General features: G+C 62.7%; 14 protein-coding genes. 9 read left to right on the forward strand and 5 right to left on the reverse strand.

Going from position 1 to position 15,582, the window contains the following annotated elements; all coding sequences use genetic code 11:
- Positions 1-59 precede the first annotated feature (59 nt).
- The gene (locus MB84_RS09245) at positions 60-275 is read left to right on the forward strand and encodes a TOBE domain-containing protein (RefSeq protein WP_010807342.1); all 216 of its coding nucleotides are present in this window, start codon (positions 60-62) and stop codon (positions 273-275) included.
- 230 nt (positions 276-505) lie between these two features.
- Entirely contained in the window at positions 506-1,897 is a 1,392-nt protein-coding gene (gene gltX, locus MB84_RS09250) for a glutamate--tRNA ligase (protein WP_046293599.1), read from the forward strand.
- A gap of 137 nt (positions 1,898-2,034) precedes the next feature.
- Here the strand turns inward: gltX and MB84_RS09255 are convergent, their stop codons facing one another.
- Positions 2,035-2,898: an inositol monophosphatase family protein gene (locus tag MB84_RS09255; protein ID WP_046291572.1), complete on the reverse strand. Its 864-nt coding sequence runs from the start codon at positions 2,896-2,898 to the stop codon at positions 2,035-2,037.
- Between the two features lie 436 nt (positions 2,899-3,334).
- Here MB84_RS09255 and MB84_RS09260 point away from each other — a divergent pair, with 436 nt between their 5' ends.
- A complete protein-coding gene (locus MB84_RS09260; RefSeq protein WP_046291573.1) occupies positions 3,335-4,153 on the forward strand; it encodes an RNA methyltransferase in 819 nt (272 codons plus the stop codon).
- A gap of 306 nt (positions 4,154-4,459) precedes the next feature.
- Positions 4,460-5,278 (forward strand): serine O-acetyltransferase, encoded by an 819-nt coding sequence (cysE, locus tag MB84_RS09265; protein ID WP_046291574.1) that lies wholly within the window; start codon positions 4,460-4,462, stop codon positions 5,276-5,278.
- A 78-nt stretch (positions 5,279-5,356) separates the two neighbouring features.
- Here the strand turns inward: cysE and MB84_RS09270 are convergent, their stop codons facing one another.
- The 4 genes from MB84_RS09270 to MB84_RS09285 all read right to left on the reverse strand — a co-directional run bounded on the left by MB84_RS09270 (position 5,357) and on the right by MB84_RS09285 (position 8,114).
- Positions 5,357-6,094, reverse strand: a complete 738-nt coding sequence (locus MB84_RS09270; protein WP_245725519.1) for a UDP-2,3-diacylglucosamine diphosphatase — start codon at positions 6,092-6,094, stop codon at positions 5,357-5,359.
- A 135-nt stretch (positions 6,095-6,229) separates the two neighbouring features.
- On the reverse strand, positions 6,230-6,724 hold the full coding sequence (locus tag MB84_RS09275; RefSeq protein WP_046291576.1) for a peptidylprolyl isomerase: 495 nt from the start codon (positions 6,722-6,724) through the stop codon (positions 6,230-6,232).
- Between the two features lie 45 nt (positions 6,725-6,769).
- Positions 6,770-7,375: a peptidylprolyl isomerase gene (locus MB84_RS09280; protein WP_425415892.1), complete on the reverse strand. Its 606-nt coding sequence runs from the start codon at positions 7,373-7,375 to the stop codon at positions 6,770-6,772.
- A gap of 64 nt (positions 7,376-7,439) precedes the next feature.
- Positions 7,440-8,114: a tetratricopeptide repeat protein gene (locus MB84_RS09285; RefSeq protein ID WP_052653097.1), complete on the reverse strand. Its 675-nt coding sequence runs from the start codon at positions 8,112-8,114 to the stop codon at positions 7,440-7,442.
- Positions 8,115-8,412: 298 nt separating this feature from the next.
- Here MB84_RS09285 and cysS point away from each other — a divergent pair, with 298 nt between their 5' ends.
- The 5 genes from cysS (at position 8,413) to MB84_RS09310 (ending at position 15,435) form a co-directional block, all read left to right on the forward strand.
- Entirely contained in the window at positions 8,413-9,816 is a 1,404-nt protein-coding gene (gene cysS / locus MB84_RS09290) for a cysteine--tRNA ligase (RefSeq protein ID WP_046291577.1), read from the forward strand.
- 170 nt (positions 9,817-9,986) lie between these two features.
- A complete protein-coding gene (locus MB84_RS09295; RefSeq protein WP_046293602.1) occupies positions 9,987-11,003 on the forward strand; it encodes an endonuclease III domain-containing protein in 1,017 nt (338 codons plus the stop codon).
- 177 nt (positions 11,004-11,180) lie between these two features.
- A complete protein-coding gene (locus MB84_RS09300; RefSeq protein ID WP_046291578.1) occupies positions 11,181-12,149 on the forward strand; it encodes an acetyl-CoA carboxylase carboxyltransferase subunit alpha in 969 nt (322 codons plus the stop codon).
- A 115-nt stretch (positions 12,150-12,264) separates the two neighbouring features.
- A complete protein-coding gene (tilS, locus tag MB84_RS09305; protein WP_065225768.1) occupies positions 12,265-13,725 on the forward strand; it encodes a tRNA lysidine(34) synthetase TilS in 1,461 nt (486 codons plus the stop codon).
- Between the two features lie 459 nt (positions 13,726-14,184).
- The gene (locus tag MB84_RS09310) at positions 14,185-15,435 is read left to right on the forward strand and encodes an aspartate kinase (RefSeq protein ID WP_046291579.1); all 1,251 of its coding nucleotides are present in this window, start codon (positions 14,185-14,187) and stop codon (positions 15,433-15,435) included.
- Positions 15,436-15,582 lie beyond the last annotated feature (147 nt).

Genomic DNA, 15,582 nt, shown 5'->3' on the forward strand with positions numbered 1-15,582 from the left:
GTCCCGACGCGCTTATCTACGACTACTCGATCACATCTTTTCGAACACAGGAGTTCATCATGGGTATCACCGCCATCAACGTGCGCAACCAGTTCAAGGGCCGTATTCGCGAGATCCTGCGCGGTCCAGTGCTCTCGGAAGTGGACGTCGAGACGCCGAGCGGCATCGTCACGTCGGTCATCACCACGCGCTCGATCGACGAACTGCGTCTGGATGTCGGCTCCGAGGTCGTGGCGCTGGTCAAGGCCACCGAAGTGTCGCTCGCGAAGCTTTGACGAGTTGTCCGTCCCGCTTTTCCTGAGGCGTCGGCCTGCATCGGGCGCGCGCGGGGGCGACGTCCCGATGCAGGTTTCAGGAAATTCCGAGTCCCGTCTCGGACTGTGCCGCGAATGCACGCACTCGGCTGATATAATGACGGCTTCCAAATGTTGGTGACCCGCCTGCGCGAATCCCTCCGCTGCGGGCGTTTTTGTTTGTCGCCAACGCGATGCACCGAAGCCAAACCATGACCACTGTCCGCACCCGCTTTGCGCCTAGCCCGACCGGTTTCATCCATCTGGGCAACATCCGTTCCGCTCTCTATCCGTGGGCCTTCGCGCGTCACAACAACGGCGCGTTCGTGTTGCGCATCGAAGACACCGATCTCGAGCGCTCTTCGCAGCAGGCCGTGGACGTCATTCTGGAAGGCATGGAATGGCTCGGCCTCGATTACGACGAAGGTCCGTTCTATCAGATGCAGCGCATGGATCGCTATCGCGAAGTGCTGGAGCAACTGAAGGCGGGCGGTCACGTCTATCCGTGCTACATGAGCATGGAGGAACTGGACGAACTGCGCGAGCAGCAACGCGTGCGTGGCGAGAAGCCGCGTTACGACGGTCGCTGGCGTCCGGAACCGGGCAAGCTGTTGCCCGAGCCGCCGGCCGGCGTGCAGCCGGTGCTGCGCTTCAAGAACCCGCTGACGGGCAGCGTCGTGTGGGAAGACGCGGTCAAGGGGCGCATCGAAATCTCGAACGAAGAGCTCGACGATCTGGTGATCGCGCGTCCCGACGGCACGCCGACGTATAACTTCTGCGTGGTGGTCGACGACATCGACATGGACATCACGCACGTGATTCGTGGCGACGACCACGTGAACAACACGCCGCGTCAGATCAACATCTTCGAAGCGCTGGGCAAGCCGTGGCCCGTGTACGCGCATTTGCCCACGGTGCTCAACGACCAGGGCGAGAAGATGTCGAAGCGCAACGGCGCGATGAGCGTCGTGCAGTACCGGGAAGAAGGCTATCTGCCGGAAGCCGTGGTGAACTATCTGGCGCGTCTGGGCTGGGCGCACGGCGACGCGGAAGTGTTCTCGCGCGAGCAGTTCGTGGCGTGGTTCGATCTGGAACATCTCGGCAAGTCGCCCGCACAGCACAACCCGGAAAAGCTTCAGTGGCTGAACAATCAGTATCTGAAGCAGGCGGACAACGATCGTCTGGCCGGGCTGACCGAGCCGTTCCTGCAAAAGGCGGGCGTCTCGATCGAGGGCGGTCCGTCGCTGGCCGGTGTCGTCGGTCTGTTCAAGGATCGCGCCAACACGATCAAGGACATCGCGGCCAGCGCCGAGATGTTCTACCGTGCACCGGCCCCGTCTGCGCAAGACATGACGCAGCACATGACCGACGCCGCACGCGCTGCCGTGAAGGATCTGGCGGCTGCGCTGGCTGCGTTGCCCGAATGGAAGAAGGATGCCATTTCGCCGGCGTTCAAGGCCACGCTCGCGCAACACGGCATGAAGATGCCGCAACTCGCGATGCCGGTGCGTCTGCTCGTCGTAGGCACCACACACACGCCGGCCATCGACGCCGTGCTGGAACTGCTGGGCCGCGACGCAGTGCTGGCGCGTCTGTCTGCCTGACCGGTTCGAGGTCATTGCGCGAGATTCATGCGCGGCTACGGCGGCGCTGGAAATAAAAAACCCCGGGATGCGTGAGCATCGCCGGGGTTTTTACTGGGGACGCCGCCAGTGCCGCGTCCCTGATGTCTCGCAGGGATTTACGCCTGCGAGCTACCTTCCGCGGAGACGGAGAGCGTGCCCGTCTTGGCCGACGGGGCCGGGCGCTTCGTGAGCGAATAGCCTTCGAGCAGCTTGACCATCTGTGCGTAGATCTTCGGGTTGCCCGCGAGGATTTCGCCTTCGAACAGGAAGTCGGATTCGCCCGTGTAGTTGCCGACCAGACCACCGGCTTCGGTGATCAGCAGGCTACCGGCGGCCATATCCCAGGGGTTCAGACCTTGCTCGAAGAAACCGTCCATGCGGCCGGCGGCGACGTTGGCCAGATCCAGTGCGGCAGCGCCCGGGCGACGGATGCCAGCGCAATGCTCGGTCATCGTGCCGAACATCTTCAGGTAGTTTGCCACGCCTTGCAGATCGCGGAACGGGAAGCCCGTGCCGATCAGGCCGTCGGCCAGACGATCTCGGCGCGAGACGCGAATACGCTTGCCGTCGAGGAATGCGCCGCGGCCGCGCGAGGCGGTAAACAGTTCGTTGCGGGTCGGATCGTAGATCACGGCTTGCGAGACGACGCCCTTGTGGGCGAGGGCAATCGACGTGCAGTAGTAGGGCAGGCCGTGGATGAAGTTGGTGGTGCCGTCGAGCGGATCGATGATCCACTGGAATTCCGAGCCGGAGTTGCCGTGCTCTTCGCCCGATTCTTCGGCGAGGATGGCGTGGTCGGGATAGGCTTCGAGGAGGACGCCGATGATCGCTTGCTCTGCCGCTTTGTCCACTTCCGTTACGAAGTCGTTGTGCTGCTTCTTGCTGACCTTGACGGTATCGATGTCGAGGGAGGCTCGGCTGATGATGGTGCCGGCGCGGCGCGCGGCTTTCACCGCGATATTGAGCATGGGATGCTGCATGACAGATTCCTGTTAAGGCCATCGCTCGCGAGACGCGCGACCCCCATTGGGCCGGTCGGCAAGCGTGGCAGACAAAGCGAACAAATTGAGCAAGAGCGATGCCCCGACAAGCGCCGCGCACGATGTGGCGGCTCGTTTGCAGGGGCGAAAACGCGTATTTTAGCAAAAATGCGGCGGGCGCGCTTCGGAACCTGTTTGTTCTGACCCTTTTTGCAGTTTTTGCGCCATGTCATGGTGGGTCGGCAGCGCTGTCGGCGGATGTTCGTCGGGCATTACGGCGGCATCACGGTGAGCATTACGGAGGCATCATGTCCGGCGTTGCCCTCCGTCGCGCCGAATAAGGCAAAATAGCGCCGTTGTGCGCTGTCGCAGGCTCCTGCGCTGCGCGTCGTTTCCGCTCCCGCTCCCGCTCCCGATCCCCGTCCATTGCCGTCTCATGTCACAGTCTGCTGCGTCCGCTCCCCATTCCCCCTCGTCGTTGTTCGATCAGGTGCGTTTCGTGCTCAACGAGACGAGCCATCCCGGTAACGTCGGCTCGGCCGCGCGTGCGATCAAGACGATGGGTTTCGGCCGCTTGGTGCTTGCCGCGCCACGCGCCGGGGCGGACGTGCTGCGCGATCCGGAAGCCATCGCGCTTGCCAGCGGCGCCGACGACGTGCTCGCCAACACGCTGATCGTGCCCGATCTCGTCGCGGCATTGCAGGGCGTGAGCTGGGCCGTGGCGCTCTCCGCGCGCTCACGCGAGTACGGACCGCCGAACGCCGAGCCGCGCGAGAGTGCGGCCATCGCCGTGCAACATGCGGGGCAGGGCGAAGCTGTGGCGTTCGTGTTCGGCAGCGAGCGTACCGGTTTGTCGAATGCGGATGTGGACCGCTGCAACGCGCTCGTGCACATTCCCGCGAACCCGGTGTATAGCTCGCTCAACCTTTCGCAGGCGGTGCAACTGATCGCCTGGGAAATGCGCATGGCGTGCCTGGCGCAGGCGCGCGGCGACGCGCCACAGGTCGTGACGGTGGCGACGCCGCTCGCCGATGCTGCGTCGCATGACGCACTGGCAACACGCGACGACGTCGAAGGCATGCTCACGCATCTGGAGCGTGCGCTCGTCGAACTCGATTTTCTCGACCCCGACAATCCCAAGAAGTTGATGACGCGATTGCGTCGTCTGTTCGCGAAGAGCCATCTGGAGCGCGAAGAGGTCAACATCCTGCGCGGCATCTCGAAGCACATTCTGGAGCGCAAGGTGCGCCGCTGATTGCTGCAATTCTCGCGAAAACGCCCTACAATCGTCAGTCATATACTTATACGCTTTTCGCGGATATGAATCGTTTGCGCCAGCGTTGCGCCGCCTCTCTGCCTTACCACGTCCACTGTTGTTAGCCCTGCGCTGACCTGCGGGATGCATTGCTTCGTCGGCGTGCGTCACCGCTTCGCCACTTCGCAATGCACCGCCGCCACGGCCGCCGCACTGCATTCCCGTACTCCCGGAATCACCCGCTAATACGCGACGATCCGTCCCCAAGACGGCCGGACGCCGCATGACAGGACAGAACTCAGGCTTATGTTCACTCGTCTTCGCGAAGATATCGCCGCCATCCGGCAAAAGGACCCCGCTGCCCGTAGCAACTGGGAAGTCTTCACTTGCTACCCCGGGCTGCATGCCGTGATGTTGCATCGGGTGGCGCATCGCTGCTGGACGGCGGGTTTCAAATGGAGCGGACGCTACATCTCGCAATACGCTCGCTTTCTGACCGGCATCGAGATTCATCCGGGGGCGACGCTTGGCCGGCGCGTCTTCATCGATCACGGCATGGGCGTGGTGATCGGGGAGACGGCGGTGATCGGCGACGACTGCACGATCTATCAGGGCGTGACGCTCGGCGGCACGTCGCTCACGCGCGGCGCAAAGCGTCACCCGACATTGGAGGCGGGGGTGATCGTCGGTGCGGGGGCGAAGGTGCTCGGTGGCTTTACGGTGGGCGAGGGCGCGAAGATCGGCTCTAACGCGGTGGTCGTCAAACCGGTCCCGGCGGGTGGCACGGCGGTGGGCAACCCGGCGCGCGTCGTGCGGCCCGGTGCACCGCGCGAAGGCGCAAAGGTTGGCGAGGGCGAGTGTCAGCCGGGTAAGGCGAATCAGCCGAATAAGGCGAATCAGCCCGAAACGCCGGAGTTCTCGGCCTACGGCATTACGCCCAACGCCGATGACCCGGTCTCGCTTGCGATTCACGGCCTGATCGAGAACGCCACGGAGCAGTCGCACAAGATCGATGTCATGGTGGCGGCGCTCAACCAACTCGGCGCGCATCTGGAAGCGCTCGGCGCGAGCAAGATCGACACGGCCGAGTTGCGCAAGTTAGGCAAGGAAATTCAGGACATGTGACGTGGTGGGGCGTTTCGTCGTCACCGATTCAAGCAAAAACGGCTCGTTTGGCAACGAGCCGTTTTTACGTTGCAACGCTTATGTCGCGGAGGGGGCAAGGTCGACGGCCCGCAAGCCGTGCGTGTCCCACTGCAGATAGCCGCCGCGTGGCGGGTCCACATCGAATTCCCAGTCGGGCAGGACCCAGCGTATGCGTCGCCCGTCGACGTGACGTGCCGGACGATGCGTGTGACCGTGCACCAGCGTGCGCTCGCCCGCGGCGTCGAGCAGCGTCGCGATGGCATGGGCGTTGGCGTCGGCGTAGGCCATGCGATGTGCGCCCTTGGCGGCGCTGCGTCGGCGGATGCGATCTGCAATCCTCATGCGCACGCGCAGCGGCAACGTCAGGAAAAAGGCTTTACCGAGCGGCGAGTGCGCGACGCGGCGAAAGCGCTGATAGCCCACATCGTCAGTGCATAACTGGTCGCCGTGGCTGAGCACGAGCGCCTGACCGAGAAACGAGAACACGCAGGGATCGTCGAGCATGACCGCGCCTACCGCCCGCGCGAAGCGCTTACCGAGCAGGAAGTCGCGATTGCCGCGCATCACCGCGATGGGCACACCGCTGGCCGAGAGTTCCGCCATCGCAGCCGTCATGCGGCGCGCGAACACGCCGAGCGGTTCGCTGGCTGGCGTGGCGGGAGCAGGCGCATGTCCGCTGGTGCGGTCGGCGTCGAGCATATCGTCGCCTATCCAGTATTCGAACAGATCGCCGAGGATGAAAAGGATGGACGCTTCACGCGCGGGACCGCGGAGGAAGTCTTCGAAGACTTGCACCGTCCGCGGCAGGGCCGGCGAGAGGTGAAGATCGGAAATGAAAAGCGCGGGCCCGTCGCCCCGTGGTGTCACGGGGCATTGCGGGCACCGCGCAGTCGATACTGGCATCGAGTGTCGCAGTTCGCGTGAGGGCGCTTACGCGACGATCACAGCCTTCTCGATCACGACGTCGTCGACCGGCACGTCCTGGTGGAAGCCCTTCGAGCCGGTCTTCACGCCCTTGATGGCGTCAACCACTTCCTGGCCTTCGACGACCTTGCCGAACACGGCGTAACCCCAGCCTTGCGGCGTGGGCGAGCTGTGGTTCAGGAAGTCGTTGTCGTTCACGTTGATGAAGAACTGGGCCGTGGCCGAGTGCGGATCGTTCGTGCGGGCCATGGCCAGCGTGTACTTGTCGTTCTTCAGGCCGTTGTTGGCTTCGTTTTCGATGGTTGCTTCGGTCGGCTTTTGCTTCATGCCAGCTTCGAAACCGCCACCCTGAATCATGAAGCCGTTGATGACGCGATGGAACACCGTGCCGTCATAGAAACCGTTCTTGACGTAGTTCAGGAAGTTCTCGACCGTCTTCGGTGCCTTGGCAGCGTCGAGTTCGATGCGAATGACGCCGTGATTGGTGTGCAGTTCAACCATGATGCTTTCCTTCTAATGAAATGGTCCCGGCGGGCCGGAGGATTTTCAGCGTTTGACGACGCTGGCCGATTCGATCACGACCGTCGTGGCGGGCACGTCGGAATACATGCCCTTGCGGGTCGTGGCCACACCCTTGATCTTCTCGACGGTGTCCATGCCGGACACCACCTTGCCGAATACCGTATAGCCGAAGCCATCCGGGTTGGGGTAATCCAGTGACGCATTATCCTTCACATTGATAAAGAATTGCGCGGTCGCGGAGTTCGGATCGGAGGTGCGCGCCATGGCGATGGTGCCGATGGTGTTCTTCAGGCCGTTCTTCGATTCGCTGGGAATCGCGGCGCGCGTGGGTTTCTGGTCCATGTTCGGGGTGAAACCGCCGCCCTGAATCATGAAGCCGTTGATCACGCGATGGAAGATCGTGCCGTTGTAGAAGCCATCGTTGACGTACTGAAGGAAGTTCTCGACCGTCTTCGGTGCAGCCTTCGGGTTGACTTCGACCACGAAATTGCCGAGCGACGTCTTGAATTGCACCTGCGGCTGCGCGCTTTGTGCAAAGGCCGGCAGGCTCGTGCCGCTCAGGACTGCGGCCGCTGCCACGGTGGCAACGCCACCGAGCATGGCGCGACGCAGGCGATTCGGAAAGGACATGCGTGTCTCCCTGTATCGATGAGAAGGGGGAAGGTGGAACGGAGTTCGAGTCGCTGCCCGGGGCTTAGTTGCCCGACTTGCCGATGTTTTTCACGGCCGCGTCCTCGCCCGGCTTTTGCGGCGACGGCGTCTGACCGACAGGCGCGGCGCGTTGCGGGCTCAGCATATTGGACAGCAGCTTTTCGCGGTTCGACACGCGAGCGGTCGGCGCGAGCTTCAGAGATTTCTGATAAGTCTGCTGCGCGAGCTTGGCGTAGACGTCGCCCAGATTCGAATACGCGGTCGCGAAGTTCGGGTTATTGCGAATCGCGCTCTCGAGTGCGGCACGGGCCTTGTCGTACTCGCCGGCCTGCGCGTAGAGCGCGGCCAGGTTGTTGAACGGCTCGGGCAGTTCCGGGAAGTCCTGCGTGAGCGCCGTGAAGGCGTCGATGGCTTCGGCATTACGGCCCATTTCCATCAGCACACGACCGCGCGTGAAGCGCACCTGCGCGTCGCGCGGGTACTGTTTCAGATGCTCGTCGATCTTAGTCAGGGCGTCGTTGAACTTGTCTGCTTCGACCAGCTTGTTGATGGCCGATTCGCTCGCTTGTTGCGGCGTTTGCAGCGGCGCGGGCGGGGGCGGATCGGTAATGGCCTGCGCGCCTGCGGGCAGTGCGAACAGCGCGCTGGCCACGCCGAGCGTCGCGGCCGCAAGCGTGAGTGCGCGTGCGCTGCGCGTGACAGCGGCGAGCGGGCGCACATGAGAAAGAAGGCGCGAAGGAACGTGCGTCAGGGGAGACAAAAGTGACCGGCTTCGTTGCGTCATAGTGGGTGCTTGGGATGCCTGAGAGGTGCGCAAGAGATGCTATACTCGGCCGCATTCTAACAAAACACCTGCGCCCGGCCCGCGCCATTTCTCGATGTGGCGGTGGAGGCGGTTCGCAGGTTCGTTTTTTCTACCGCACGGCGCGCAGCCCGCCTCGCGATATCGCTCTCGTTTCACACGGGGATATCGTCGCAGCGTCCAGCGCTGTTGCCGCCCGGTCAAGCGCATATCTATGGATTCACTCCGTGTCTACAACTCGCTCGCGCGAGATAAACAGCCGTTCGCACCCCTCGTTCCCGGCGAAGTTCGCATGTATGTCTGTGGGATGACGGTGTACGACTACTGTCACATTGGTCATGCGCGCGTGATGGTGGTGTTCGACATGGTGCAGCGCTGGTTGCGCACGCTCGGCTATCGCGTGACGTACGTGCGCAACATTACGGATATCGACGACAAGATCATCAAGCGCGCGGTCGAGAACGGCGAAACCATGCGCGACCTGACCACGCGTTTCATTGCTGCGATGCACGAAGACGCCGATGCGCTCGGCGTTCAGCGTCCCGACCATGAGCCGCGTGCGACCGACTTCATTGCGCAAATGGTCGACATGATCGGCACGTTGCAACGCAACGGCTATGCCTATCAGGCCGAAGACGGCGACGTGAACTATGCCGTGCGCAAGTTCTCGACGTACGGCCAGTTATCGGGCAAGTCCATCGAAGACCTGCGCGCGGGCGAGCGCGTGGCGGCCAACACGGCAAAGCAGGATCCGCTCGACTTCGTGTTGTGGAAGCGCGCGAAGGACACCGAGCCGGAAGAGTCGAAGTGGGCGTCGCCGTGGGGCGCTGGCCGTCCTGGCTGGCACATCGAGTGCTCGGCCATGAGCTGCCAGTTGCTCGGCAACCATTTCGACATTCACGGTGGCGGCGCGGATCTGCAATTCCCCCATCACGAAAATGAGATCGCGCAGAGCGAAGGGGCGACGGGCGAGACGTTCGTCAATTACTGGATGCACAACGGCTTCGTGCGCGTGGACAACGAGAAGATGTCCAAGTCGCTCGGCAACTTCTTCACCATTCGTGAAGTGCTGGCGAAGTTCGACGCGGAAGTCGTGCGCTTCTTCATCTTGCGCGCCCAGTATCGCAGCCCGCTCAACTACAGCGATGCCCATCTGGACGATGCGCGCGGCGGTCTGACGCGGCTGTACACGGCGCTCAAGGATGCGGCGGGCGACGGTGCGCCGCTGGACTGGAGCGAGCCGTTCGCGCAGCGATTTGCCGCGGCGATGAACGACGACTTCAACACGCCGGTCGCCATCGCCGTGCTCTTCGAGCTGGCGGGTGAAATCAACAAGCAGCGCAATCCTGTGCTGGTGCGTCAGTTGCAGGGGCTGGCGGCGACGCTGGGCCTGCTCGGCCGCGATCCGCAGTCGTTCCTGCAAGGGGCGACGGGTGGCGAGGATGCGGGTGATGGAGACGCGTTGCGTGCTTCGGTCGAGGCGCGTATCGAAGCGCGTGCCCAGGCCAAGCGTGATCGTAATTTTGCGGAAGCCGATCGTATTCGTGCCGAATTGCTGGCCGAAGGGGTCGTGCTGGAAGACCGTCCCGGAGGCGCCACCGAATGGCGTCGTGCCTGAGCGCGACGCATCGAGGCAAAACACTCATGGTGACTCGTAAATCCGTAGCCGCGAAGGTCCCAACCGGGACCCCGTCGGCGAAGCGTTCGGCAAAAGGTTCGACGACGGCGAAGCCGGTGTCGGCATCGGTCGACGGCGCGCGTCGCAGTCCGCTGAAGTCGACCGGCTCGATCGCATCCGCGACGCGAACGACGGCCATCAAGCCGACAACCAAGCCGACAGGCAAGCCAGCGGCGAGCAAGACCGCCAAGGCGCCTGCGAAGACGTCCGGCGTGGGTGCAGCCCGCAAGGCGTCGGTGTCGAAGGCCGGGAAGGTGGAGAAGGTTGCGAAGGCCGGACCCGTCGTGGCAAAGAAGGCGGCTTCGAAGCTGCCGGTGAAGACGCCTGTGAAGCCGTCGCGCAAGACCGCCGTGAAACCGGACGCGTCCAGCGCTGCCACTACGCGGCGCGTTATCGCCAAGCGCGACGGTGAGACGCGCATCGTTACGCCGGAGATCGAACGTCTCGAACATGAGGTAGTCGAGCAGGCGGTGACGGGCGTAGTGCCTTTGCCGGTTGCGCCCGACGCAACACGTCCCGACTTCTGGGATCAGGCGTGCGCCGATCTCATGAGGCGCGACCGGATTCTCAAGAAGCTGATTCCTCAGTTTGGCCCCGCGCATCTGACCGGACGTGGCGAGCCGTTCGTCACCCTCGCGCGCTCGATCGTCGGGCAGCAGATTTCCGTGAAGGCGGCGCAGGCGGTGTGGGATCGTGTCGTGGCGATTTGCCCGAAGCTTTCGCCGTCGCAGTTCATCAAGGCGGGGCACGATGCGCTCGCCGGCTGTGGGCTGTCGCGTCGCAAGGCCGAGTACATTCTCGATCTGGCGACGCATTTCAAGTCCGGCGCCTTGCACGTGGATGCGTGGGCAAGCATGGACGACGAGGCGGTCATTGCCGAACTGACCGGTATCCGTGGGATTGGCCGGTGGACGGCGGAAATGTTCCTCATGTTCAACCTGCTGCGTCCCGACGTTCTGCCGCTCGACGATGTCGGGCTTATCAACGCCATCAGCGTCAACTATTTCAGCGGCGAGCCTGTCACGCGAAGCGAAGCACGCGAAGTCGCTGCCAACTGGGAGCCCTGGCGCTCCGTCGCCACGTGGTACATGTGGCGGAGTCTCGAACCAGTGCCGGTCGAATATTGATCGATACCGATCATTTACGGTTTCTATAGACGTGAGGACGTATAATCCGCGTCCAATCCGTCTCATCCAGTCATTTTTGACGGCTATTGCGGATCGACGGGCGATGAAAGTTGCCTATCTCATCCGGGTAGACGTTACCGGCGGTACAATACGCTGCCGCATTTCCGGGGAAACCTGATGAAGAACACCTTTTTGGATTTTGAACAGCCGATCGCCGAACTCGACGCGAAGATTGAAGAGTTGCGCTTCGTGCAAGACGATTCAGCCGTCGATATTTCCGAAGAGATCGAGCGCCTCTCCAAGAAGAGCCAGCAGCTCACCAAGGACATTTACGCAAACCTGTCACCGTGGCAGGTTTCGCAGATCGCACGCCATCCGCAGCGTCCTTATACGCTCGATTACATCCGCGACATCTTCACCGACTTTCATGAGCTTCATGGCGACCGTACCTTCTCGGACGATCACGCCATTGTGGGCGGCATGGCTCGCTTTAATGGCCAGGCCTGTATGGTCATCGGTCATCAGAAGGGTCGCGACACCAAAGAGCGCGCCATGCGCAACTTCGGCATGCCGCGTCCGGAAGGCTATCGCAAGGCCTTGCGCCTGATGAAGATGGCGGAGAAGTTCGGTCTTCCGCTCTTCACGTTCGTCGACACGCCGGGTGCCTATCCGGGCATCGATGCCGAGGAGCGCGGTCAGTCGGAAGCCATCGGTCACAACCTGTACGCGATGACGGAACTCAGAACGCCGATCATCACCACGATCATCGGTGAGGGTGGTTCGGGCGGCGCGTTGGCCGTGGCGGTTGCCGATACCGTCATGATGTTGCAGTTCTCGACGTATTCGGTGATTTCGCCGGAAGGTTGCGCATCGATTCTTTGGAAGAGCGCGGCGAAGGCCCCTGAGGCTGCCGAGGCGTTGGGCCTGACGGCACATCGTCTGAAGGCGCTGGGTCTGATCGACAAGATCGTCAACGAGCCGCTGGGTGGCGCGCAACGCGATCCGCTCGGGATGGCCGGTATGCTCAAGCGTGCGCTGGCCGACTCGCTGCGTCAGTTCCAGGGCATGAGCCATAAGGAACTGCTTGAGCGTCGTTTCGAGCGCCTGATGAGCTATGGCAAATTCAAGGAAGCCGGCGCGAAGTAAAGCGCGTGCCGATGCGTCGTCGCCCGTGGTGGCGATGACGCCGAATCCGATGCCTCATCACGAATCCTCTGCTGCCGCGTTCGCATCTGCCCGATGCGACGCGGCAGTTGCACATGTGGACGTCGCTTTACGTCTTGCGTTAAGTATTGCACTGACGGCGCACGTCCTGCCCCCTCGCGAAACTGTCTCATCGCCCACGCCACGTCTCGCACTCGCGCTCAGTGGCGGCCTCGATTCGATGGTGCTGCTCGATGCATTGGCGCATTGGGTGCAAAAGCGCCGCGAAACCGGGGCGTCGGGCGAAGCGGTCGAGGCGATGCCGCAGCCGCTGGCCATCCACGTCCATCACGGGCTTTCCGAGCATGCCGACGACTGGCTCGCCGTGTGCGAGCGCGAGGCGCGCCTGCGTGGATTTGCCTTCGAAGCGCGGCGCGTGAGTGTGCCGACCCATGCGCGACAAGGCATCGAGGGTGCGGCGCGTGCGGCGCGCTACGAAGCGCTCGCGTCGACCTGTCTGGCGCATAACGTCGGGTGTTTGCTGACGGCGCATCACGCCAACGACCAGGCGGAGACCGTGCTGTTGCAGATGCTGCGCGGTGCCGGATTGCCGGGCGTCGCCGCGATGGCATTGGAAGGTGTGTTGCCGGTTGTTGGGCGTGGCTCGGATCGTGTGCGTCTGTTGCGTCCGCTGCTCGACGTGTCGCGCGAGACCCTGCGTGCGTACGCGAAGGCGCGATCGCTGACGTGGGTCGAGGATCCGTCCAACGAAGACCGTCACTATTTGCGCAATGCGTTGCGTCACGACGTGATGCCTGCGATTGCGTCGCACGTGCCTGCTTATCGCGAGACCCTGGCGCGATTTGCGCGTCATGCTGCGCAGGCGCAGACGTTGCTCGACCAATTGGCGCAGATCGATTTCGAGAGGGCGCGTGCGTCGACTGCGAATGGCGACGAGCGTTTGCAGCGCACGCATTTGCAGGGTCTTGACGCTGCACGTCTGGCGAACTTGCTGCGTTACTGGGCGGCACGTCGCGGGCTGGCGACGCCACCGGAAGCGCGTCTGGATGAATGGGTGCGTCAGATTCGCGATGCGCAGCCGCAGGCGTCGCTCGAATTGCCGCATGGTGAAGCGGTGTTGCGTTTGTATCGCGACGAATTGCAGTGGACGGCGATCTACGAGACGGCGGATCCGGACGATGTGGCGTCCGACGTCGTGTTGCGTTGGGCGGGCGAGCGAGCGTGGCATTTACCCCAGTGGAAGGGCAGTATCGTTTTCACGCCGTTGGGCGACGATGAAGAAGTGACGGGAAGCATCGACGAGGGGGTATTGCGCGCATCCGCGTTGGTGGCAAGGGCGAGGATGGGTGGCGAGCGCTGGCGGGAACATGCGCAGGGGCATTCGCGGTCGCTGAAGCATTGGTATCAGAGTCGGGGTGTTGCGGCGTGGTCGAGAAACGTGCCGATCGTGTGGCAGGGGGGGGCAATTGTTTTCGTCCCGCGGCTTGGTATCGACGGCGCGGCGCAACGGGAGGCGGGTGGCAAGCGATGGGCGATGGCGTGGCGAGACGAGGCGTGAGCCGGTGCGAGCTTCGATAAAAGATATGACGAGGTTAGTGGTGGGATCCGGGCGTTTGAGGGGCGGGGATTGGTGGCGCCCTGGCGTAGCGACTTTCAGTGGAGCCTAGCCGGGTGCTGCCAATCCCCGCGGCCCGGAAGGTAGCGAGGGCTGGGCGGGCGGATGCCGGAGCGAGGGGCCTGAGTGTTCCAAGGCCCAAGGCCCAAGGCCCAAGGAAATGGAGCGGAGCCTGAAGAGAAACGAGCCACCGCCGACTAAAACTTCCGCGAAATTCAGCATAACGTGCTGTCGGATGCGGCTTCGTGGGTTCATCGCAGCGCAATGTGCGTCAAACCGACGCCAACGCGATACATTCGTGCGATAATCAAAAGTTCCGCGAATCGAAACGTCACCGATATCCATGAAGGGGTATCCGCGCAGGATTCATAAACGGTTTTAAATCAATGTGTTAGCAATGTTATGGCTCTGATCGTACACAAATACGGCGGCACGTCGATGGGCTCGGTGGAGCGCATCAAGAACGTCGCCAAGCGCGTGGCCAAGTGGCATAAGGCCGGTCACAAGATGGTGGTGGTGCCGTCGGCGATGTCCGGCGAGACCAATCGTCTGCTGGGTCTGGCCAAAGAGATTTCGGCCAATCCGGATCCGCGCGAACTCGACGCCATTGCCGCCACGGGCGAGCAAGTGAGCGTTGGCCTGCTGGCAATGGCCCTCAAAGAGGCCGGCGTCGATGCCGTGAGCTACGCCGGCTGGCAAGTACCGATCAAGACCGACAGCGCTTTCACCAAAGCGCGCATTTCGGAAATCGACGACAAGCGCGTCATGGCCGATCTCGATGCTGGCCGCGTGGTCGTCATCACCGGCTTCCAGGGGATCGATCCGAACGGCAATGTGACCACGCTCGGTCGCGGCGGCTCGGACACCTCGGCGGTGGCGGTCGCGGCCGCCCTCAAGGCCGACGAGTGCCTGATCTACACCGACGTCGATGGCGTGTACACGACGGACCCGCGTGTGGTCGACGAGGCTCGCCGTCTCGACAAGGTGACCTTCGAAGAGATGCTGGAAATGGCCAGCCTCGGTTCCAAGGTGCTGCAGATCCGCTCGGTGGAATTCGCTGGCAAGTACCAAGTCAAGACTCGCGTGTTGTCGAGCCTGACCGACCCGATGATCGCGCTCGACGAAGAAGCGCGCTCGGGCACGCTGATTACTTTTGAGGAAGACGAACAAATGGAAAAGGCCATCATCTCGGGTATCGCATTCCAGCGCGACGAGGCCAAGATCACCGTGCGTGGCGTGCCGGATCGCCCGGGCATTGCGTACCAGATTCTCGGCCCGATCGCCGACGCGAACATCGATGTCGACATGATCATCCAGAACCTGAGCGTCGAGGGTAAGACCGACTTCACGTTCACCGTGCCGCGCGGCGACTACCAGCGCGCCATGACGCTGCTGCAAAGCGACGTGCAAGGCCATATCGGTGCGGCCGAAGTCCTCGGCGACCCGAAGGTGTCGAAGGTGTCGATCGTCGGCGTGGGCATGCGCTCGCACGTGGGTATCGCCAGCAAGGCGTTCCGCACGCTGTCGGAAGAGGGTATCAACATCCAACTGATCTCCACGTCCGAAATCAAGATCTCGGTGCTGATCGACGAGAAGTACATGGAGCTCGCCGTGCGCGCGCTGCATAAGGCGTTCGAACTCGATCAGGCGTGAATCGGCGTAAGTGACGGTTGACGATCGTAGCGATGGCACGCCGTCGCTTCGGATGGCAAAAAGACGTGCCGCATGTGAGCGTGATGCATGCGGCGCGTAACGGAATTTTCGGGCAGCGATGCGGGAAAATTCCCGTGTACGTGTCGA

Origin of the sequence: Pandoraea oxalativorans (genome assembly GCF_000972785.3) — a bacterium.
In the GTDB taxonomy this organism is placed as follows: Bacteria; Pseudomonadota; Gammaproteobacteria; order Burkholderiales; family Burkholderiaceae; genus Pandoraea; species Pandoraea oxalativorans.